The organism is Pseudomonas frederiksbergensis (assembly GCF_001952935.1).
In the GTDB taxonomy this organism is placed as follows: domain Bacteria; phylum Pseudomonadota; class Gammaproteobacteria; order Pseudomonadales; family Pseudomonadaceae; genus Aquipseudomonas; species Aquipseudomonas frederiksbergensis.
Window position 1 is genome coordinate 135,265 of sequence record NZ_CP018319.1, and the last position, 19,820, is coordinate 155,084.

Sequence of the window (19,820 nt, forward strand, 5' to 3'; positions counted from 1 at the left end):
GACCATCGTGACAGCGAGAACAACGCGCTGGCACGAAGCTTCAGTGGTGAAGCCTCACGCCAAGGTTCGCGCAGCGCGTGCTTTCGCGTATTTCGAAAGTCCGATCTTGATGCCAACCAGGATGGGCGCGGCGACTACAAAAAGCAGGGCAACAGCGATAAATGCTGTGTCGAAGGCAATCACAGTGGCCTGACCTGACACGACCCGGCCCAGGAGGCTCACCGCTGCACGGCCGGCGGCCGCTGCATCCATCCCTTTCCCCGTCAGCATGGCTGTCGTGGTCGTCAGCCTTTCGATGAGCGCGGCCCCTCCCGGGGTAACGTTGGCGCCGAGGACCACGGCATTGGCGAAGGCGTTATGGTCGATCAGTGTCTGGAGTCCTGCGACGCCCATCAGACCACCCAACTGGCGCCCCGTATTGAACAGGCCTATTCCGCAGGCGAGGTTTCGGCGGTTGAGGTCGCTGAATGCGATTAGCGTGATCGATAGAAACAGGAAGCCAAGGCCCAGACCGCGCAGCAGGATGGCGGCCATCATGTCGGCCGTGCCGCTTTCGCTGGTCGAACCGGACAGCATCCACATCGCGACCATGATCATCAGGATTCCAAAGGGCACCGTGGCGACCGGCGGAACGCGGCGAACCTGCATGAGATAAGCCGATATGAGCAGTCCACCGATAAAAAACCCGCCACTGGGCAACAGCAGCAGGCCGGCATCGGTAGGCCTGAATGCGAGGACCGACAGGGCGAATGCCGGGATCAAAAACGCGCTGCCGAACAAGGCGGCGCCGGCGACAAAACTGACGATAAAGGCGAAGGAAAAATCGCTCGATTTGAATAGGGTGAAGTCGAACAGACCTTGGCCTTTGGCCAACACTTGTTGGCCGAGAAATGCCAGCAGCGCGGCTGTGCCGATAACGCTCAGCCAGAGAATGCGTGGCTCTTCGAACCAGTCCCATCGGCTGCCCTGGCTGAGAACGTACGTGAAGCAGAACAGCGTGGCAGCGATCAGCGCGAAGCCGACCCAATCAAACGGACGGTGCCGGACCTTGGCTGGCATCGGGCCGTCTGCAACCAGCAGAAATCCGCTCGCCGCCAGGGCCAGCGGAACAACACTGAAGAAAATCCATGTCCAGGACTGACTATCGATCAACCACCCTTGAAGGGCCGGGGCGAGCGTCGCGGACGCGACAACGGCGCCCATGGCAAACAGGGCTTGGAGGATGGGCTGGCGGGATCGCGCAAAGGTGCGAAATATGATCGCCTGCCCCCCGACCAGCAGGGTGCCGCCAGCAAAGCCCTGAATAATTCGAAGCGCGACCAGCAGGTCCAGCCGAGCCGTGATGGCGGCAATACCGCATGCCATGCCCATGGCCAGGGTTGCGCCGATGATCACCTGACGTGGATTAAATCGCGTCAGCAGCCAAGGCGCGGTCATGAACCCAATCAGCTTGAGCGCGGTGTAGCCAATATCCAGCCAGGCGAACTCATCAGGCGTTGCATAGGTGTCGCCGATAATGTCGCCGCGTCCGAGCGACAGAATGGTGCTGGCGATCGCCTCCGTCAGCGTGGCAAGCACGATGCCCACCATGAGCAATACACCGGTCATAACGCTGGTGTTGCTCCGCATCGCGCTGGCATCCGCGCTCATGATCCCTCCCCGTGCGCAACCTCGACACGGGCGGACAGGCCCGGCACGATGCGGCCCGGCAACGGGTTGTGGACAAGCCGGATCTTCACCGGAACGCGCTGCACGACACGCACAAAGTTGCCAGTCGCGTTGTCGGTGGGGAGCAGGCTGAACGCCGACCCGCTACCCGGTGCAAAGCTGTCGACCACGCCTTCCAGTGCCCCGCTGGGGTAGCCGTCGACCGTGATGCTCACGCGCTGACCGGGGCGGATCTGTTCGAGCTGGGTTTCCTTGAAATTCGCCACGACCCATACGTCGTTGACCGGCACGATATCGAGCAAGGCAACGCCCGTCGTAACGAAGCGGCCGATGCGAACCTGACGGTTACCGACCACGCCATCAACCGGTGCGCGTACCACGGTGCTGTCGAGATCAATCTGGGCGAGATCGCGTGCGGCTTGCGCCTGCGTCACCGCAGCGACGGCAGATTCGCGCTCCGCCACGAGGACGGCGATGCGTTGCTGTTGCGCCTCGACCGTTGCGGAAGCGCCGGAGACCGTCGCCTCGGCTCTCAATCGTGCCGCGTCGCTTTCATCGACGAGGGCTTGGCTGACCGCGTTGCTGAGGATCAGTTTGCGGCTGCGATCATGGGTTTTGTTCGCCAGATTCATCTCGGCCACGCCCGAGCGTCTCTGGGCTTCGGCCTGTCGAATCAGGGCACGTTGAAGCTGGGTTTCCGCATCGACATGGGTCAGGCGAGCCTGGGCAGCGCTGACATTGGCCACGGCTTGCGCCAGCCGTGCGCGATAGTCCCGATCATCGATACGGAACAGGACGTCACCGGCCCGGACGGTTTGGTTGTCCTCGACCTCGACCGCAGTGACATAGCCGGCAACCTTGGCGGCGAGCGAGGTCACGTCGCCGCGCACATAAGCGTTATCGGTGGAGGTCGCACCGCTCGAAAGCGCCATGGCCCATCCGCCAGCCAGGACCACCACGGCACTGATGCACAGCAGGATGCCGATCTTCTTTTTCTTGCTTTGCCGTGCCACCCCATCAGGGATCTCGGCGCTTGCGCCGGTGGCAATGGCGGCCTTGTCCTGAAGCGCGTTCATGTTGTCTTTTCCTGTTCAATGCCTGGGACTGCAGCAGCCACGGGCGGCTGTGACCTGCCGCCCGGCTGTCGAGCATTTATGAGCGCGTGATTGGCTCACTTTTTGATCGGCGTAACGAGCGGCGTTTTATCGGTGTCGAGGACGAACACGGCCAACAGGCGTGCGGGTTCGGTGTCGCTGGCGTTGGCGCTGACTTCGTGCACGGAGCCCGGCTCCTCTACGAAGTTTTCGCCGACCTTGTAGATCTTTTCCGGCTCGCCTTTGATTTTGATGCGAAATGACCCCTCAAGGACCGTTGCATAAATGAAGGCCGTTTTCGGATGGGTGTGGGCCGGCGACGCGGCGCCCGGCCCATACTCGACGACGACGCCCTTCATGCTCTTGCCAGGGATGTTGGGAATGGGACGGTCAAACACGACCGTCACCTTGCCGGCGGGCGGCTCAGCGGCCGACACTGCGCTGATCGAGAGCGCTGCGAAGGCAGCGGCTAATAAAAATCGAGTCACCATGACATTGCTCCTTCGTGGGTTGGGCGGTGATGGCGCGAATCGTTACCGGGCCGTCGACTGAGCGAGCCAGTCTTCGAAGCGGATCGCGCCCAGGCGCGCGTTCTTGCCGGCGGTCAGCGATTGATCGTCGAGCACAGCGCCGTAGTAGCGCGCATGCACGTCCGGTACGACCTTGCGGGGGTCTTGAGTGGCCCGCAGAAAGCGCCTGACCAGTTCGTCGAGCGGCATGGCCTCGGGGCCCGCGACTTCGACCGTGCCATTGGCCGGCGCTGCCAGCGCGACATCGGTTAACGCCGCCACCACGTCGTCGGACGCTATCGGCTGGATCAGCGCCGGCGACAGGCAAATTTCCTCGCCGACGGTGGCCGACTGCGCGATGCCGCCGACAAACTCGAAGAACTGCGTGGCACGCAGGAGGGTGTAAGGAATGCCGGACGCCTTGATCAGGTTTTCCTGCGCGACCTTGGCCCGGAAATAGCCGTTCTCGGGAAGCCGTTCGCTACCGACGATCGACAGGGCTACGTGATGACGAACACCGGCGGCAGCTTCCGCGGCCAGCAGGTTACGGCTTGACGTTTCGAAGAAATCGAGGACGGCCTGGTCTTCCCACGACGGCGCGTTCGCCACGTCGACGACAACCTCAGCGCCATCCATTGCTTGGGCCAGGCCCTCGCGGGTGATGCTGTTCACACCCGTACTGGGCGCGGCGGCGAGCACGTCATGGCCGCGCTCGCGCAGGTTCTGCACAAGTTTCGATCCAATGAGGCCGGTGCCTCCGATGACGACGATCTTCATGGGTTATCTCCCTACGTTCTCGACGGCAACCATTGCTGTCGATGTAGAAAGAGAGTGCGCGCGCGCGTGCGGGAAGTCCTTGTGCCGGCCTTGAGTTTGCCTTCAGGCAAGCTTGGTTTTTCGTCCAATGGACGGGCATCGCCTGCGGACGGTGCAGCGGATCAAACGCTGCCGTATTATCGACACCTCGTACTTATCGCTAGCTCTGACACGGAGTCGAGGGCGCTCGACCAGGGGATACACGCCTTGCCATTCGTGTTTGAAGACTACGTGCTCGATCAGGAGCGCCGGGAACTGACCTTGCGCGGTCACGTCGTGGCCGTCGGTCCACAGGCCTTCGATCTATTGCTGCAGCTCGTCAACAACCGCGATCGCGTCGTCAGCAAGGACGACCTGCTCAAGGCGGTGTGGAACGGCCGGATCGTCTCGGAATCGACGATCACCAGCCACATCAATGCGGTGCGCAAGGCCATCGGCGATAGCGGCGAGGAACAGCGATTGGTGCGCACGGTCGCCCGCAAAGGCTACCGCTTCGTCGGCGAGATCACGGTCGACGAGATCGACGGAGCACGACAGCCTGACGGGCCTGGCGCCGGCGAAATCGCGTCCGTGGAGCCGAAGCAAGCACCGCCCTCCTCGCTCGTCCTCCCGGACAAACCCTCCATTACCGTCCTGCCCTTCCACAACCTGAGCGGCGACCCGGAGCAGGAGTATTTCGCCGACGGCATGGTCGAGGACATCATCGCCGCCCTGTCGCGTATCCGCTGGCTGTTCGTCATCGCCCGCAATTCGAGCTTCACCTACAAGGGCCGCGCGGTGGACGTCAAAGGCGTCGGCCAGGAACTCGGCGTGCGCTACGTGCTGGAAGGCAGCGTGCGCAAATCCGGAAACAAGGTACGCATCACCGGGCAGCTCATCGACGCCACAAACGGGACGCACATCTGGGCAGAGCGCTTTGAAGGCCTGCTCGACGACATCTTCGAGCTGCAGGATCAAATCGCCGAAAGCGTCGTCGGCGCCATCTCGCCGCAGCTGGAACGGGCGGAAATCGAACGCGCCAAGCGTAAACCGACGGATAGCCTGGACGCCTACGATTATTACCTGCGCGGCATGGCAAAACTGCACAGCGGCACCCGGGAAGCCGTCGAGGTAGCGCTGCCGATGTTCTACAAGGCCATCGAGCTCGACCCGGAATTTGCGTCGGCCTATGGCATGGCAGCCTGGTGTCATTTCTGGCGCAAGTTGAATGGCTGGATGAGCGATCGGACTCGAGAGATCGCCGAAGGCATACGGCTTGCGCGCCTGGCGGTGACACTCGGCCGGGATGATGCAGTGGCGCTGACGCGAGGCGGACATGCGCTGGCCCATCTCGCCGGCGATGTCGATGGCGGCATTGCCCTGCTCGACAGGGCGCGCCTGCTCAATCCCAACCTCGCCCCCGCCTGGTACCTGGGCGGTATCCTGCGCGCACTGCGCGGTGAAACAGACGAAGCGATTGAGAATTTGACCCATGCCGTTCGCTTGAGTCCGCTGGATCCGGAAATGTTCCGGATGCAGGTGGGAATGGCCCTCGCTAATTTCTTCGCAGGGCACTTCGATGCCGCCTCGGCCTGGGCGGAGAAAGCGCTGGGGAACCTGCCCACCCTCCTGCCCTCCGTTGCCCTGATGGCGGCCAGTCATGCGCTCAGCGGACGAATGGACAAAGCGAAGCAGGCGATACAGCGCCTGCACGATCTGGAACCCTCGTTGCGCGTCTCCAACCTGAAGGACTGGCTGCCCATCCAACGGCCCGAGGACCTATCGCGCTTCGCGGACGGACTGCGACTGGCCGGTTTGCCCGAGTGACCGCGGCCGATTGCAGCGTTAAAATCCGACACGTTTGATTCACATTTTTGAGGATGACCACGGTATGTCCAGGCTCGATACCTCCCTGCAAGACACCGCCGCACCGGAAGGCGTTTGTTACGGCTGCGGCAGCAGCAATCCGCACGGGCTTCACATCAAGAGCGTCTGGCATGAGGACGGCGTGCATGTCGTGGCCGAACACGTGCCCGATGCCAAGTTCTGCGGCTGGCCGGATCTGGTTTACGGCGGGCTGATAGCGATGCTGGTTGACTGCCATTCAAACTGGACGGCAATGGCCTATCACTACCGTACGGAAAACCGCGAAGTCGGAAGCCTCCCCCGCATCAATTGCGTCACTGGCAACCTTGGCATCAAGTTCATCAAACCGACACCGATGGGTGTACCGCTGACCCTGCGTGCGAAAGTCGAAGGTGAAGTCGGACGAAAAACTCGCGTTATCTGCGAGGTTTATGCGGGGGATGTGCTGACGGCTATTGGTGATTCCGTTTTTGTTCGTGTAGATACCGAGCAACTGGCTGCGGTTGCTCATAGTCGGTAGTTGCTTGCATCCAGGCACCACCCATCGGCGGTTTCACCATCAAGTGAGGTTCAAATGGACAGCACATCGGGGTTGGAAATCGAGGTGGCCGCCTGTAACGAATTTTTCGGCCTTTGGAACCTGGGAATGTTCGAGAAGCAGCGTCTGGGTCAAGCCTTCTAGTGGTGGTGTGTACGAGCGGACTCATTGGGATTTTCGCCCTGTTTATGACTGAGGTCATATCCCTATTTCAGCGTTCTGCTAGGGTCTGAAGCCCTGATGCTTCCAAGGAAGGTGAGATTTCAGTCTTGTAACACCGAATTAATGATTGGAGCATTCGCGTTGAAAGCCTCGCACTGCATACTCGGAATCTTGCTGATTACGGCACTAACGCTGCTGATTGACATACCTGTCGATACTTGGCTGACGTCGGCAACCCTTAGCCTGACACTCGGGACCAGCGCACTTGTTTACATGGCAGCTTCCTGCCTGCTGGCCAGTCGCTGGGGTGTCGTTGAGAGTCTGTTTGGCGGCCTGGATCGCGTCTATGAGTCACACAAGTGGCTAGGCATATGGGCTCTCGTGTTTGCCTCGTATCATTTTGTATTCAAGGCGAATCTGGATGTCTGGAACAGCGCGCCTATCCTGGAACTACCCAAATACTGGACGCGACTGGTACGCCAGTTGAGCTATGTCGCACTGGGTCTGATAGTGCTACTGGCGCTGAACCGCAACATTCCTTACCGCCTATGGCGATGGTGGCACAAGCTCTCCGGCCCATTGTTCCTGATCGTGATCTTGCATTGGCTCAGTTTCAAATCGCCGATCACCCTGCTCAGCCCTTCGGGTATCTGGTTGACGCTGTTCTGCGGACTGGGTGTGCTCGCCGCCCTCTACAAGCTGGTGCTCTATCCATTTGTTGCCCGTGCGGGCGAGTACCGGGTGACCGCAGTGAATAGAGAAAATGATGCGCTGCATTTGACACTGGAGCCGATCCATAAAGGGTTTGACTTCAAAGCCGGGCAGTTCGCGTTCCTGGCAATGCAGCAAAAGGGCCTGCGGGAGCCACACCCCTTCACGATAGCTAGCGCCAACGGTCCGAATGGGCAGATTGCGTTCATGATCAGAGGGCTGGGGGATTACACCAAAAAGCTGTGCGCGTGCGCCAAAATCGGAATGCGCGCCACTCTATACGCCCCTTACGGACGTTTTAATCGCGCCCCTCAGGCCGAGCGGGAAATTTGGATTGGCGCAGGTGTGGGCATTTCGCCCTTCATTTCCTGGTTGCAAGACCCAGACGCCAAAGACTTCGAAAAAGCGACTCTGGTCTATTGCTTCACGCCCTCGCGCGCCTTCCCTCCGCCCGAGGAGTTGCAAGCCATGACCAAGATGCGTGGGGCACAATTCGTTCGTAATGTCGGTGGCATCGAAAAGTTAGCCGAAACCTTGCGTCAAGCGGTGGTTCAAACCAAGCCACACAAAATTCACGTAAGTTTTTGCGGCCCCAAAGGTTTACTGGCCAAGGTGCATGAACTGATGGATATCAACCGGATCCCGAAAGCCAATCTGCACTTCGAACTCTTCGAGTTCCGTTGACCCGGCGGGATGCAACCTACTAAATTGCCCCAGGTTTTGTCGCCTCATTTGACGGACTTACTTTTCTGGTTTCATCAGTCATCAATGTCAGCAATGGGTGGAGGTCGCTATCGGACCCGAAGCTGTCCTTCAAACCATCTCATTAAAAGTAAAGGTATGGTCCATCACGCCTTTTTCTTGATAGCGCGGATGGCTGCCATGTAAGCGCTGTTTCCGATTCCGATCTGACCCCAGACCTCGCGGCTTTCTCCTTCCTGGCGGTCGTATTGTTCATCCGCATCCCATAGTGAGAGGATTTGGTTTGGAAACCAGTATTCATATGAGGTGAAATCATGAGGGCCAGAGTTATCTGAAGCAGCCATCAATGAAAACACTTCGGTGGCAGAGCGCGCGAAGACATCGATGCCCTTGAACAAGAACGTGAAATTCGGGTTTCCGCAGACACCAATGAACCAGACTTCATCGCTTGGCCCGTAGGAAAACTGCATGCAGGATTCGCAAAAATGATCAACGCCGTCCTGGGAATGCTCGAGTGGGTATCCAATGGCAGCCATTGCTTGCCTCGCTACAGCGCGTGGTACGCCAAGCCGCACAGGACCAATGGCTTCGAGCGGTGAGATTTCAAAAACAGGCATCTGCTGCGCTCCATAAAAGCGAAAAGCCTGAATAATAGCTCAGTGCCATTACTAGTGTTAACGCAACATTTTCAACGACTGCTTTTGGCCGAGGCTGTGTAAAAACGTTTTTCAGCGCGACAGGTACTCAAAACCAGACTGGAAATCGCGCTTCTACGCAAAATCCACATCTGCGGATGTGCCGATAAATTTCAGATTTAACATAGATGCGCGCACTTCAATTTTGACGACGCGTTTTTACACACTCTGGGCCGATAGCAGCCGCCCGCGGAAGGGGCGTAACGGTCCTAGGAGCATCATAAAAACTCCTACACAAACCTCGGAATCCCTAACCTTGCCCGTCGCTCCGATGAAGCTTATAGTCCGCCCCGTCGCCCAAAATGGCGATTCAGGTTTGGCGACCTGACCACAGAGAATGCGAGGGCTCTACGCTTTATTGCAGGGGTCGTCGCACCCGCAAAGCCGCTGTTATGGCGGCTGTGCGCGGGAGACCTTCGGGTCTGCCGGTTTTCTCTGTTGCCGGTTCGCCAACCTGCGCACAGCTGCCACCCAATCGTTTGGCGACGACTGAGTGACGGCCTTTAGCCAATCAAACAGAGATCTTCAAATGAATCGATACATGCCCCTCACCGGAATCGACCTGATCCCGGCCTCCCTGCTCATCGATACCCAAGCCCCACTCGACGTCTTGCAAGCCATGGCTGACCACCGCATCCGAACGGTCACTCAGGTACTGGAAAACATCGCCTACCGCGCCGAACTCGGTTGTGACACGGTAGTGCTGTCGGACTTCTCCAAACTGCTGGCCATTCCGTTACGCGACGGCTGTGACTTGATGGACGTGATCGGCCGACGCTTGCGGGCTCAAGCAGCGGAATAAACGAAAACGGGCACCATGACGGCGCCCGTTTTTTTGTCCGCAAACAAAGAGGTGCGCCAGCATTCATCAGACTTGCCAGCTCCGAGCGAAATCAAAGATTGTGTGCGCAAATGATTGAAGCGGAGGTCATCGCATGGTCAATTTCCAATGTCCGAAAATCCATCGTTCCACAGTTTGGATGAACTCAAAATGGGACAAATGACTGAACAATTGATCGACGTTCTGGATCAGCTCGCCATCGTACTTGAAAGCGATGGAGCCACTGACTGGAGCCAGTGGATGCGCAAAGCCAAGGCACACTTGATGAACTCTGATTACTACGGGGTTGAATACTTGTTGTCAGCCTTTGGCGGAATGGGCTCGTTCAATGACCTGATCCTTGGGCAACACCACGTCGATGGTGTTTGGGCCTGGAAGCCCGGGCATGTCGAGTTGAACACAAGATTTGATGCGTTACGCAGCGAAGCCGCAGCGCTCGCCAGTGCCATAAAACGTACGCAGCAAAATTGATCTGTCCCCATTTAATTCCTGCAATCTGATATGGAGAGCCTGTCGCTTTGAATTACGGACAAGACGTCACTGTTGTAGAAGCCTTTCAAAAGCTTGCACGCAGTATTGACATTGAGTTTCCAGAACGCCTCGCCACGCTCATGGGGATAGCACATACGCTTCCAGCAACGGCAGCACTCAGTAGCCTTGAAGATTTTCTATGGCTTGATGCCGAGGAGGCCGAGCGAGAAATCAATGAGTGGCTCAATCATGATGATCAACAAGGTCGAACCTTTCTTCCCTTTGCGACTACTGGCGGTGGAGAGCCTTACTGCGTGGTACGTTTGGAAAACGGCGCTTCGGGGATTGCCCGGATAGTTCATTTTGCACAGCCATCTTCACTCGCCCATGCCGATATCTCGTCATTCGTGGCCAGGGAATACGTGCGCATTGCCACAAATCTGTCCTGGCTATCACCTCAAGCGGACTTCAGTGCAGCACTGATAGGTGAAGTGGCATTGATCCAGGCAGCGTTACTACCCTCAGACTATGAACTTCTTAAGGATTTGTTCAGCCGGCAATGCGTTGACAAGAGCTACAAGGCTGGGCCAAAAAGTATCCCGAAAATTGTCAAAGCCTTCATTTCTCAAGAAGAAGAGGAAGCGTTAGCTGCCAGGCTGCACCATCCAGACGCCATCGAGTTCGAAGCTCTTCGTGCCTGGATGCGCTAATTGTCTATCTTGTGTTCGGAACCTAAAAATGGGCAAGCTCTGGCCAATAATTGACTGCCATGAATGACCGGGATGGGTTGTGGATTCAACTGGTCGACGCAACAGATTGGCAAAATCGTTCAGCATCCTCAAAGAGCCACAGCAACTTTTCCGGCGCTGCCATGGAACGCACCAATAGCTTTAACGACCCCACGACAATCAGTGTGATACCCAGCGCTTCAGGCGCCGTGGGCCACCGGTAGTAAAACAGCAGCCCCAGGCAGGTAGTGAAGACCATTTCCAGTAGCCAAGCACAGCCAGTGCAAAAGGCACTTGAAGCGAGCGCCAGGAAATCGCGCCCTGAACATTTCCGCTGATGGCCAGCACGACAGGCACGAGCCCTAAGAAGGCGGGCGCGACGACGGGGCCAGCGTCGTCGCGGCGATGATGATGGCGATGAAATAGCCCACGTAGCCGATGAATCCCAGTCCGGCCAGAACTCGCGTGTTCATCGAATTTCTCGCAGAGCGCCTCACGGCAGCGTGCCTGAATAAACACCGTTTTTCACAAAAACCCTAGCGCACCATCGAGGCCGGGAAGCCGCCCTTGTCTTTCCAGACCTGCAGTGAGTCAAGACGATCTGCACTGAACGCAATACGTTCAGAAGCCACGAGCGTGGAATCAAAGGCAACACTGTCCTCACTCCCAACGTAAACCGCGTTGGGCTGCTGAATAGCGTTCGTCCCCACACTCCTGGAAGCCTTGATCATGAAAACCTTAAGCATTGAGAACTACAGAACCAACAACGCACCTAACAATTCAACGCTCGGGATTAAAACCATGGCGTTGGGAACCTACGGTGCTTACTTTGCGCTCGCCGTCATTTACTTCTGGTTCGGCGGCATGAAGTTCACGCACTACGAAGCACAGGGCCTGGTTCCGCTGGTGAGCAATAGCCCTTTCCTGGGGTGGGTTTATGAGATTTTCAGTGTCGATACTTTCTCCAGTTTGCTCGGCATTCTGGAGGTCTCGATCGGTGTTCTGATTGCAGGTCGCCTGCTCTCACCCAAGCTTTCATTGATCGGTGGCGCGTTGTCTGCCGGATTGTTTTTCACCACTTTGAGCTTTATGTTTTCGACGCCTGGCGTGATTGAACCCGGCCTGGGTTTTCCAGCTATTACGGTTGCGCCGGGTCAGTTTCTCCTTAAAGACATCGGGTTGCTTGCCGCTTCTGTATTCGTGGCCGGCCACTCTCTGACTGAGCTGGAAAACCGTTAAACCGATGACTCACCTCCTGGAATGGCCTGAAGCAGTTCAATGCTTTCAGGTCATTGCCCTATCACCCTCTCCTGCCAAATCTTTCATCCAGTCCCGAGGGCTGTAGCCCGTTTTGCGACGAAACGCGCGGGCAAGTGCCGAAGGGCTTTCATAACCGACCTCGGCCGCGATGAGCGTAATCGGGCGCCCTTCACGCAGGCGCTTCTGCGCCAGACTGATACGCCAACTCAACAGATAATCTGCCGGGGTCTGCCCTATAACGGCCCGGAAATGCACGGCGTAGGCAGCGCGCGACATGTTCGACTCGCTCGCAAGGTCTGCAACCGACCAGGCCCTATCCGGTGCGTTGTGCATCTGCACCAGCGAGCGCGCCAGCCGCATATCGGCCAGTCCAGCCATCATTCCGGTCCGCAACTGGTGATGGTCGAGCAGATGCCGAAACAACAAGATGATCAGTAGTTCGAACAAACGATCAAGCGCTGCCTCCCTGCCACAATGTGCGCCTGCCGCCTCACTGAACATCCATTTCAGTGTATCGGCCAGCAGCGGTAGCTCATCCAGGGACAGCACCAGACAATCGGGTAACGAAGCGGACAACGGGTTATCGACCCCGCCCTCAAACTTCATCGACGCACACAAGAGCCGAGCCCCCTCGGGCTCACCGGCGAACAGTTGATGCCGACTTGGGCGTGGCAGAAAAATCAGACTGGGTTGGGTGAGCAGCAGATCCTTGCGATCAGCCCCCTGCAACGTGACGCTACCTGCCTGCAGCAGGTGAATATGACCGCGCTGGTCAGCGCCATCGTATGACGCCATGCCGCAAAGATTGCCGTTGTAAAACAGGTTCGCGCGCACGCCGAACTGCGACAACAACGTAGACAAACGATCCATAGGCAACCTCCGGCGCTTTCGAGCATCACTGACAACACCCCGCCCCAACCCGACAAAAACACGAGGCTTTGATTTCCACATCCGCCCGGGCCATGGCCAGAGCAAGGCGCGTCTGGGCGGCAGCCGCTTCGGCATCCTGGCCCAGCCGTTTCAGGCATTCCACATAACCGTGCAGGCTCCACACATTGTCCAGATGCCAGGACGCACGGCTAAGTGTGTTATCCAGTCCCAGATCGGCTCGATAGGCCTGCAACGCTTCTTCTACCCTGCCCTGTTCCAGCAGCAACGCGCCCAGTGCATGCCTGACCGGTTGCATCCAGCCCCATGGTTCGTCGTAAGGAAGGTTGTCGTCCAGAGAGAGTGCCTGGCGCAAGTGGGCGAAGGCGTCGTCGTAATTGCCCTTACGGTACTCGATTTCCCCGCGCAGCATGCCTGCGGCAACCGCCAGAATGTCGGTGCATTTATTGTTGAAGACGTAGCGTGTGTCCGGCACTCGGGTCCAGGCGTCGAGGAATAGACGCTGTTCGGCTTCTGCGGCGGCGATATACCCGGTGGCCGCATGCGCCACGCCTCTGGCGTAATGCAGCATCGCCGTGGTCACGCAGTACAGCGCCTGATCGTTCGGCAGCGGCGTGGCGAGGATGTCCTGCCATTTGCCGAAGCGGATCTGCACGTGGACCTTCATCGACACGAAGCCTTCCAGCCAATCGGCCATGGGCGGCTGCTCCACGCGCAGCAGTTCTTCCCTGATGGTCGACATCAACTGATCGGCGGCTTCCAGGGCCGGTTGGTATTGCCCGAGGAACATCGCCGAATAGAGTTTGAAGTGGTAGTTGTGGCATCGATACAAGGTGTAGAAGTTCAGTGGCCCTTCCTGTTCGAGGTATTTGCTGTCGGCCAGAATCGCCCGGCTGTTGGTGACCATGGCGCCACGGTAATCACCGCAGAGTACGTCGATGTGCGACGGCATATGGCGCAAATGTCCCGCATCCGGCACCAGGTCACGCAGGACATCGCCGGCGCGCAATGCCCGTTCCGGGTAGGGCGACATTTCCAGGGTGTGGACGTACATGTGCAGCACGCCGGGGTGCGGCGCATCGCCGTGCTGTTCCATCCGCCGTAGCGCCCGTTCCAGCACGTCTACCGTTTCAAGCGTGTCGGCGCCCGGTGCCGGTTTACCGGTTTTCAGGTCCCACAATTGCCAGGGTGTGCGGTCAATCAACGCTTCGGCAAACAGCGCAACGACATCGAGATCTTCGGGAAAGGCTTTGTAGACATCGCGCATGGACGCGGCGTAGGCATCGTTCCAGGCGAAGAGTTGGTCGAGGCTGCTGGCCTGATCGGCCTGGTAGCGTTGTTCCAGCGTGCGGATCAGCGCCTGTTCCACCGGGGTTGCGCCGTCGATATGCGCCAGCGCGGTTTGCGTCGCCCGTCGCGCCTGAGCCACGGCCTCATTCAATTCCTGTTCGATGAAGGCATCCCAACGCTTGTTGTAGTTGGGGCCCGAAGCGTAAGCGATGCCCCAGTAGGCCATCGCACAATCGCGGTCATGTTCGAGCGCCTTGTGGAAACAGCGTATGGATTCGTCGTGGTTGTAGCCGTAGCACCAAACCAAGCCACGATCGAACCAGCGCTGGGCCTGAGGCGAGTGGGTCGTCACCGGGCGGCTGTAGGTGCCCAAATCGTAATAGTCGTGCATCGCTTTATCCTCTCGACCAGAGCAGGGAACCTCGCAGGCAATCCTTGCGGACCTGACGAGCCTCGACAGTTCAAGAGGTCCAGCATACCCCCGCGGTTCTGGCTGAGCGGCAGAGCCGACGACAGGAAGATCATTGCCGGCATCGATAGTCACCATCAACTCAATGAAGTTCTCATAAAAAATCCGCGGAGTAACATCGACCCCACACCAAACAACTACACCCCGGAGCACACCATCATGAAACGCCAAATCCTTCTCAGCATTGTTTTCTCGGTTTTTGCAGTTAACGCTTTCGCCGCTACCTCTGCTCACCCGGTTGTCGCTGAAGGCGGCTCGGATCGTTTGATTGAAAGTCGTGTAGCTGAGGGTGGTTCGGATCGTCTGATCGAAAACCGCGTTGCTGAAGGTGGTTCGGATCGTCTGATCGAAAGCCGCGTCGCTGAAGGTGGTTCGGATCGCTTGATCGAAAACCGCGTCGCTGAAGGTGGCTCCGACCGTCTGATCGAAAACCGCGCTGCATAAATGAATAGTTTTACCGAAGCACTCAACGAAAAGCCCGGCCTGACAAGCCGGGCTTTTTCGTGCACAAAATAAATCGATCCCTGCTTAATGCCTCCGCCGCACCTGTGATACATAACACCTGATTGTGAGTCCTGTACCCAATGAGGTTTTCCGATGCCCCGTTCCCCACATTTACCGCAACTGCTGATCTGCGCCGTCCTCGGTTTACTCGCCAGCAGCGCGCAGGCCGGTGCGCCCTCCCCGGCCCCCGATAGCTTGCAACCGCTGCTGGTGACATTGAACGACCGTCTGAGCATTGCTGATCTTGTGGCGCTGACCAAGTGGGACAGTGGCAAACCGATCCAGGACAGTGCCCGGGAAGCGCAGGTCATCGCCAACGCCAGGAAGCTGGCCGTCGAGCGCAAACTGGACCCGGACGAAGTAGCCGAGTTGATCGCCGCACAAATTGAAGCCAACAAGCTGGTGCAGTACGGGCTGGTGGCTCAATGGCGAGCGGCCGGCAAGGCGCCTGACACACCGCGGCCAGACCTCGCCAATCAAATCCGGCCACAGCTCGATGAACTGCAAAACCGCCTGTTGCAGCAATACGCTGCCTTCGCGCCCTACCGCAAAGACCCGCAGTGCGCGGACTGGCTAGCCAAAGAACGATCCCACCTGGTCAAGGACGGTCTGCATGGTCAGGCACTGATACGCGCCACCGGTGAACTGTGTGTCGCTGCTCAGTGACTTTAAATATGGTCTCTAAAAAGAAGCCCGGCCTGATCCGCCGGGCTTCTTCTTTTTTGTGAGCTACTTTTAGTGCATCCGCAGGGTCGCAAGTCCACCTTGGCGGCACTACCGAATCTCACATGGCCAACCATCGGAGTTGAAATGTCTGAACTGAACCTGCATACCAAAGTCGCAGAATCCCTGAACCAATGGCACGACATGATCAGCAAGAGAGACTTGAGCGCCTTGCCAGGTTTGCTGGACCCACAGGCGATTTTCCGCTCCCCGATGGCTCACATGCCTTACCCGGGTGCAGCCGTGGTCTCGATGATTCTCAACACCGTGCTCGAGGTATTCGAGGATTTTGCCTACCACCGGGAACTGTCGACCGCAGACGGGTTGAGCGTCGTCCTGGAGTTCAGCGCCAACGTCAGCGGGAAAGCGTTAAAGGGCGTCGACATGATCCGGTTCAACGAACAAGGAAAAATCGTTGAGTTTGAGGTGATGGTCCGTCCCTTGAGTGGCCTGCAAGCCTTGGGCGAGCAAATGGGGCAACGCCTTGGCGCTTACCTGGCGGCCAGCAAAGCCTGAAGACGTTGCATCGCCGTGGACGATGCCTCTGTTCCCGGCTTGGTGTTAAATAGAGCGCGAAAAGCAGCGCAACGAGAACACCGATGATTACCCATTTTGAGATTAATGATGTCCCTGAGCCCAACATTCATCGCGTCGCCCATCAGCAGACGGTGGTAACAGCATGATCGAGGTCACCGAAGTTTCCATTGCCGAACTGCGGGCTGCGCTCGAATCGGGTCGAACCACTGCGGTTGAGTTAGTCCAGGCCTATCTCGCCAGGATCGATGCCTACGACGGTCCCGACACGCCCACCGCCCTCAACGCGGTGGTGGTTCGAAACCCCGAGGCGCTGAACGAGGCGCAGGCGTCCGATGCTCGTCGGGCCAAGGGCGAGACGCTGGGTCCGCTCGATGGCATTCCCTATACGGCCAAGGACAGTTACCTGGTGAAGGGGCTCACCGCCGCCTCCGGCAGTCCCGCCTTCGCGAACCTGATCGCCTATCGCGATGCGTTCACCATCGAACGGCTTCGCGCTGCTGGCGCGATCTGCCTGGGCAAAACCAACATGCCGCCCATGGCAAACGGCGGCATGCAGCGCGGGGTCTACGGTCGTGCGGAAAGCCCGTACAACGCTGACTATCTCACCGCTCCCTTCGCCTCGGGTTCATCGAACGGCGCAGGTACGGCAACGGCCGCCAGCTTCGCGGCATTCGGTCTCGCGGAAGAAACCTGGTCGAGTGGACGCGGTCCTGCCTCGAACAATGGTCTGTGTGCCTATACGCCTTCGCGCGGGGTAATTTCGGTGCGCGGCAACTGGCCGTTGACGCCGACGATGGACGTTGTCGTGCCGTTTGCCAGAACCATGGCCGACCTGCTCGAAGTGCTCGACGTGGTGGTGGCCGATGATCCCGACACCCGTGGCGATCTGTGGCGGATGCAACCCTGGGTGCCGATTCCGAGTGTCGCCTCGGTGCGCCCCGCTTCCTATGCCGAATTGGCGGTGAAGCCCGATGCTCTGGCAGGAAAGCGCTTCGGCGTGCCGCGCATGTACATCAACGCGGATCCCGAAGCGGGGACGAGCGATGCGCCTGGCATCGGTGGTCCGACGGGCCAGCGAATCATCACCCGCCCTTCCGTGATCGGGCTCTGGGAAGAGGCCCGCAAGGCACTCGAAGCCGCTGGCGCCGAAGTCATCGAAGTCGATTTCCCGCTGGTCTCCAATTGCGAAGGTGATCGCCCGGGTGCGCCGACCGTGTTTACGCGGGGCCTGGTGTCCAAAGAGTTCCTGCATCATGAATTGTGGGACCTGTCGGCCTGGGCGTTTGATGATTTTCTGCGGGCCAATGGCGATCCCAAGTTGAACCGCCTGGCCGATGTCGACGGACCGCTGATTTTTCCCCACGACCCGGGCACGCTCCCCAACCGGGAGGACGACCTTGCCGCAGGCATGGACGAGTACGTGAAGATGGCCGAACGCGGCATCACCCCGTGGGACCAGATCACCACGCTGCCGGACGGACTGCGCGGACTTGAACAGACGCGTCGGATCGATCTTGAGATCTGGATGGATCGGTTGAGGCTCGATGCGGTGCTGTTTCCGACGGTGGCCGACGTGGGGCCGGCGAATGCCGATGTCGATCCGAAATCTGCGGATATCGCGTGGAGCAACGGCGTTTGGGTCGCCAACGGCAACCTCGCCATCCGGCATTTGGGCGTCCCCACGGTCACGGTGCCGATGGGCGTCATGCCGGACATCGGCATGCCCGTCGGGCTCACGTTTGCCGGTCGTGCCTATGACGATTCGATGCTGCTGCGCCTGGCTTCGGCGTTCGAGTCGATCGGTTCAAAACGAATGATTCCGCCTCGCACCCCTCCCTTGCCGGTTGGCCAACAATAGAAAGGGCGGGATTGGGGTGTTACACGCCCCAATCCCGTCCAATGGTTGAACGTCTGACGGGAATCTTGCGGGCGATGTCGACAAAGGGCGTGACGATCAGGCTATAGAGCGTCAGGTAACGGTCGTGGTCCTGTTTGCCGGTGCCGAACTGGATAGGCTCGGGCGTCGAGTGCGTGACGTAGAGCGTACCGAACATCCAGTCCCAGAGTGACAGGTTGATACCGAAGTTCTTGTTGAAGTGTCGGGGCGCGTCACTGTGGTGAATCTGGTGCTGCGCCGGGCTGTTCAGCACATGCTCGACCACGGGGCCGAAAGACAGCCAGACATGGCTGTGACGCAAATTGGCCGCCAAGGCATTGAAGATCAGGACCATGTAGGTCACGCCGAACAAGGTGTACCGGCTGATCTCCCCGCCGCAGGCGTACCAGAAGACACCGGCAAAAGCGCCGAGGCAGACGATGTCAGCCAGTTTTTCGACCATTTTTTCCACGAAGTGAATCCGGCTTGCCGTCGCCGGCACCAGGACGGACGCGGAATGATGGACTTTGTGAAACGCCCACAGATACCGGGAATGAAAGGCGCGATGGCACCAGTAATGGATGAAGTCTTGCACCAGAAACACGCCGAGCCCGTAGAGCAAGGAAAGTGAGAGGTTCTCCCCCACCTGCGCGCGCGCGCCCCAAAGATTGTTGAAAAACGAGATGTAGTCGCCGGAGCGCAGGACGTATGGATCGACCAGGCCAACAATGGGCAGCACCAGCGCGATCTTCAGGATGCCCCGCACGAAGTAGTACCGGTAATCCAGCAACGCCGAGGGATGAAAATGAACCCGGTGCCCGCCGATGAACTGCCAGAAAGAACGTGAGTCGGTCAGCCCGCGATATTTTCTGAAGCGGTACAGGGTGTAGGCGATGCCGTAGGACACGCAAAGAAACACGATGCTGAAGCGGCCGTTCAGATCGAAAATGCCAAGAAACTGATTCGTGACTGGCTCGATCACCCACTTCAACAAGCTGTCATACAGAAACGCGAGTAAATCCATGAACGGCTGCCCCAGCGCCAAAAGAGAAAAATTGTAAATCAGATCGCAATCAGCGGGTGTTCCGCGCCTGGCGAAAGCCCTATTGCGGCTGAAACGTCTGAAGATACGCCAACAGGTTGTCGATCTTTTCCGGGTCGCTGAGGCCCCAGAAAATCATGCGGGTGCCGGGCACCACTTTTTTTGGCGCTTCAAGGTACGCGGTCAGCGTTTCGCGGGTCCAGACAATACCGGCTGATTTCATCGCATCGGAATATTGGTAATCCGTGGTGCTGCCCGAAGGGCGTCCAAAAACGCCATTGAGCTGCGGCCCGAATGAACCCCGCGCCGACTCCCCAACCTGATGGCAGCCACCGCATATCCGCTTGAACAATGTTGCACCCGCCTCAGCATCGCCGGCCGCTTGTGCCTGCACGCTGAATAATCCTGCATTGAGCATCAGCGCGAAGGTGAGTACGGCGGTGTTCTGCAT

At 58.5% G+C, this 19,820-nt stretch carries 19 protein-coding genes and 1 pseudogene; 11 read left to right on the forward strand and 9 right to left on the reverse strand.

Annotated elements, in window-relative coordinates:
- Window positions 1-54: 54 nt before the first annotated feature.
- The 4 genes from PFAS1_RS00710 to PFAS1_RS00725 all read right to left on the reverse strand — a co-directional run bounded on the left by PFAS1_RS00710 (window position 55) and on the right by PFAS1_RS00725 (window position 4,048).
- Window positions 55-1,650 (reverse strand): MFS transporter, encoded by a 1,596-nt coding sequence (locus tag PFAS1_RS00710; protein ID WP_076027847.1) that lies wholly within the window; start codon window positions 1,648-1,650, stop codon window positions 55-57.
- Window positions 1,647-2,744, reverse strand: a complete 1,098-nt coding sequence (locus tag PFAS1_RS00715; protein WP_074878038.1) for an HlyD family secretion protein — start codon at window positions 2,742-2,744, stop codon at window positions 1,647-1,649. The genes PFAS1_RS00710 and PFAS1_RS00715 overlap by 4 nt, the downstream gene beginning before the upstream one ends.
- Before the next feature lie 95 nt (window positions 2,745-2,839).
- The gene (locus PFAS1_RS00720) at window positions 2,840-3,253 is read right to left on the reverse strand and encodes a cupin domain-containing protein (RefSeq protein WP_076027848.1); all 414 of its coding nucleotides are present in this window, start codon (window positions 3,251-3,253) and stop codon (window positions 2,840-2,842) included.
- 42 nt (window positions 3,254-3,295) lie between these two features.
- A complete protein-coding gene (locus tag PFAS1_RS00725; RefSeq protein WP_076027849.1) occupies window positions 3,296-4,048 on the reverse strand; it encodes an SDR family oxidoreductase in 753 nt (250 codons plus the stop codon).
- A 246-nt stretch (window positions 4,049-4,294) separates the two neighbouring features.
- Between PFAS1_RS00725 and PFAS1_RS00730 the strand changes: the two genes are divergently transcribed.
- The 3 genes from PFAS1_RS00730 to PFAS1_RS00740 all read left to right on the forward strand — a co-directional run bounded on the left by PFAS1_RS00730 (window position 4,295) and on the right by PFAS1_RS00740 (window position 8,027).
- Complete coding sequence (locus tag PFAS1_RS00730) at window positions 4,295-5,893, forward strand: winged helix-turn-helix domain-containing protein (protein ID WP_076027850.1); 1,599 nt, start codon at window positions 4,295-4,297, stop codon at window positions 5,891-5,893.
- 64 nt (window positions 5,894-5,957) lie between these two features.
- Window positions 5,958-6,452 (forward strand): PaaI family thioesterase, encoded by a 495-nt coding sequence (locus PFAS1_RS00735; protein ID WP_076027851.1) that lies wholly within the window; start codon window positions 5,958-5,960, stop codon window positions 6,450-6,452.
- Between the two features lie 321 nt (window positions 6,453-6,773).
- Window positions 6,774-8,027 (forward strand): ferredoxin reductase family protein, encoded by a 1,254-nt coding sequence (locus PFAS1_RS00740; RefSeq protein ID WP_076031473.1) that lies wholly within the window; start codon window positions 6,774-6,776, stop codon window positions 8,025-8,027.
- 164 nt (window positions 8,028-8,191) lie between these two features.
- Here PFAS1_RS00740 and PFAS1_RS00745 read toward each other — a convergent pair whose 3' ends face one another.
- Window positions 8,192-8,662 carry a hypothetical protein gene (locus PFAS1_RS00745; protein WP_076027852.1) on the reverse strand — a complete coding sequence of 157 codons (471 nt, stop codon included), beginning with the start codon at window positions 8,660-8,662 and terminating at the stop codon, window positions 8,192-8,194.
- Between the two features lie 607 nt (window positions 8,663-9,269).
- Here PFAS1_RS00745 and PFAS1_RS00750 point away from each other — a divergent pair.
- The 4 genes from PFAS1_RS00750 (at window position 9,270) to PFAS1_RS00775 (ending at window position 12,019) form a co-directional block, all read left to right on the forward strand.
- A complete protein-coding gene (locus tag PFAS1_RS00750; protein ID WP_076027853.1) occupies window positions 9,270-9,542 on the forward strand; it encodes a hypothetical protein in 273 nt (90 codons plus the stop codon).
- Window positions 9,543-9,689: 147 nt separating this feature from the next.
- Window positions 9,690-10,052 (forward strand): DUF6966 domain-containing protein, encoded by a 363-nt coding sequence (locus PFAS1_RS00755; protein ID WP_335720572.1) that lies wholly within the window; start codon window positions 9,690-9,692, stop codon window positions 10,050-10,052.
- A gap of 47 nt (window positions 10,053-10,099) precedes the next feature.
- A complete protein-coding gene (locus tag PFAS1_RS00760; RefSeq protein WP_076027854.1) occupies window positions 10,100-10,762 on the forward strand; it encodes an SMI1/KNR4 family protein in 663 nt (220 codons plus the stop codon).
- Between the two features lie 747 nt (window positions 10,763-11,509).
- A complete protein-coding gene (locus PFAS1_RS00775; protein ID WP_076027857.1) occupies window positions 11,510-12,019 on the forward strand; it encodes a YkgB family protein in 510 nt (169 codons plus the stop codon).
- Between the two features lie 45 nt (window positions 12,020-12,064).
- On the opposite strand, the gene PFAS1_RS00780 is transcribed toward PFAS1_RS00775, so the two are convergent.
- Complete coding sequence (locus PFAS1_RS00780; RefSeq protein ID WP_076027858.1) at window positions 12,065-12,910, reverse strand: AraC family transcriptional regulator; 846 nt, start codon at window positions 12,908-12,910, stop codon at window positions 12,065-12,067.
- Window positions 12,911-12,935: 25 nt separating this feature from the next.
- Window positions 12,936-14,609, reverse strand: a complete 1,674-nt coding sequence (locus PFAS1_RS00785; RefSeq protein WP_076027859.1) for a tetratricopeptide repeat protein — start codon at window positions 14,607-14,609, stop codon at window positions 12,936-12,938.
- 237 nt (window positions 14,610-14,846) lie between these two features.
- Between PFAS1_RS00785 and PFAS1_RS30210 the strand changes: the two are divergent.
- From PFAS1_RS30210 to PFAS1_RS00805, 4 genes and pseudogenes are all read left to right on the forward strand, one after another.
- A pseudogene (locus PFAS1_RS30210) lies at window positions 14,847-15,128 on the forward strand (phage infection protein); the annotation flags it as partial.
- A gap of 156 nt (window positions 15,129-15,284) precedes the next feature.
- Entirely contained in the window at window positions 15,285-15,857 is a 573-nt protein-coding gene (locus PFAS1_RS00795; RefSeq protein WP_076027861.1) for a chorismate mutase, read from the forward strand.
- A gap of 144 nt (window positions 15,858-16,001) precedes the next feature.
- Window positions 16,002-16,430, forward strand: coding sequence for a nuclear transport factor 2 family protein (locus PFAS1_RS00800; protein WP_076027862.1), 429 nt, complete (start codon window positions 16,002-16,004; stop codon window positions 16,428-16,430).
- Between the two features lie 163 nt (window positions 16,431-16,593).
- A complete protein-coding gene (locus tag PFAS1_RS00805; protein WP_076027863.1) occupies window positions 16,594-18,309 on the forward strand; it encodes an amidase in 1,716 nt (571 codons plus the stop codon).
- 19 nt (window positions 18,310-18,328) lie between these two features.
- On the opposite strand, the gene PFAS1_RS00810 is transcribed toward PFAS1_RS00805, so the two are convergent.
- Together PFAS1_RS00810 and PFAS1_RS00815 are read right to left on the reverse strand one after the other, a co-directional pair.
- Window positions 18,329-19,351, reverse strand: coding sequence for a sterol desaturase family protein (locus PFAS1_RS00810; protein ID WP_076027864.1), 1,023 nt, complete (start codon window positions 19,349-19,351; stop codon window positions 18,329-18,331).
- A gap of 79 nt (window positions 19,352-19,430) precedes the next feature.
- The gene (locus tag PFAS1_RS00815) at window positions 19,431-19,820 is read right to left on the reverse strand and encodes a c-type cytochrome (RefSeq protein WP_076031475.1); all 390 of its coding nucleotides are present in this window, start codon (window positions 19,818-19,820) and stop codon (window positions 19,431-19,433) included.

Bases quoted from the DNA above. Each gene is read 5' to 3' on its own strand.
- PFAS1_RS00785 (WP_076027859.1), bottom strand. From the start codon at position 14,609: ATGCACGACTATTACGATTTGGGCACCTACAGCCGCCCGGTGACGACC.
- PFAS1_RS00800 (WP_076027862.1), top strand. From the start codon at position 16,002: ATGTCTGAACTGAACCTGCATACCAAAGTCGCAGAATCCCTGAACCAA.
- PFAS1_RS00745 (WP_076027852.1), bottom strand. From the start codon at position 8,662: ATGCCTGTTTTTGAAATCTCACCGCTCGAAGCCATTGGTCCTGTGCGG.
- PFAS1_RS00755 (WP_335720572.1), top strand. From the start codon at position 9,690: ATGTCCGAAAATCCATCGTTCCACAGTTTGGATGAACTCAAAATGGGA.
- PFAS1_RS00735 (WP_076027851.1), top strand. From the start codon at position 5,958: ATGTCCAGGCTCGATACCTCCCTGCAAGACACCGCCGCACCGGAAGGC.
- PFAS1_RS00720 (WP_076027848.1), bottom strand. From the start codon at position 3,253: ATGGTGACTCGATTTTTATTAGCCGCTGCCTTCGCAGCGCTCTCGATC.
- PFAS1_RS00810 (WP_076027864.1), bottom strand. From the start codon at position 19,351: ATGGATTTACTCGCGTTTCTGTATGACAGCTTGTTGAAGTGGGTGATC.
- PFAS1_RS00715 (WP_074878038.1), bottom strand. From the start codon at position 2,744: ATGAACGCGCTTCAGGACAAGGCCGCCATTGCCACCGGCGCAAGCGCC.
- PFAS1_RS00780 (WP_076027858.1), bottom strand. From the start codon at position 12,910: ATGGATCGTTTGTCTACGTTGTTGTCGCAGTTCGGCGTGCGCGCGAAC.
- PFAS1_RS00750 (WP_076027853.1), top strand. From the start codon at position 9,270: ATGAATCGATACATGCCCCTCACCGGAATCGACCTGATCCCGGCCTCC.
- PFAS1_RS00775 (WP_076027857.1), top strand. From the start codon at position 11,510: ATGAAAACCTTAAGCATTGAGAACTACAGAACCAACAACGCACCTAAC.
- PFAS1_RS00815 (WP_076031475.1), bottom strand. From the start codon at position 19,820: ATGCAGAACACCGCCGTACTCACCTTCGCGCTGATGCTCAATGCAGGA.
- PFAS1_RS00805 (WP_076027863.1), top strand. From the start codon at position 16,594: ATGATCGAGGTCACCGAAGTTTCCATTGCCGAACTGCGGGCTGCGCTC.
- PFAS1_RS00725 (WP_076027849.1), bottom strand. From the start codon at position 4,048: ATGAAGATCGTCGTCATCGGAGGCACCGGCCTCATTGGATCGAAACTT.
- PFAS1_RS00710 (WP_076027847.1), bottom strand. From the start codon at position 1,650: ATGAGCGCGGATGCCAGCGCGATGCGGAGCAACACCAGCGTTATGACC.
- PFAS1_RS00795 (WP_076027861.1), top strand. From the start codon at position 15,285: ATGCCCCGTTCCCCACATTTACCGCAACTGCTGATCTGCGCCGTCCTC.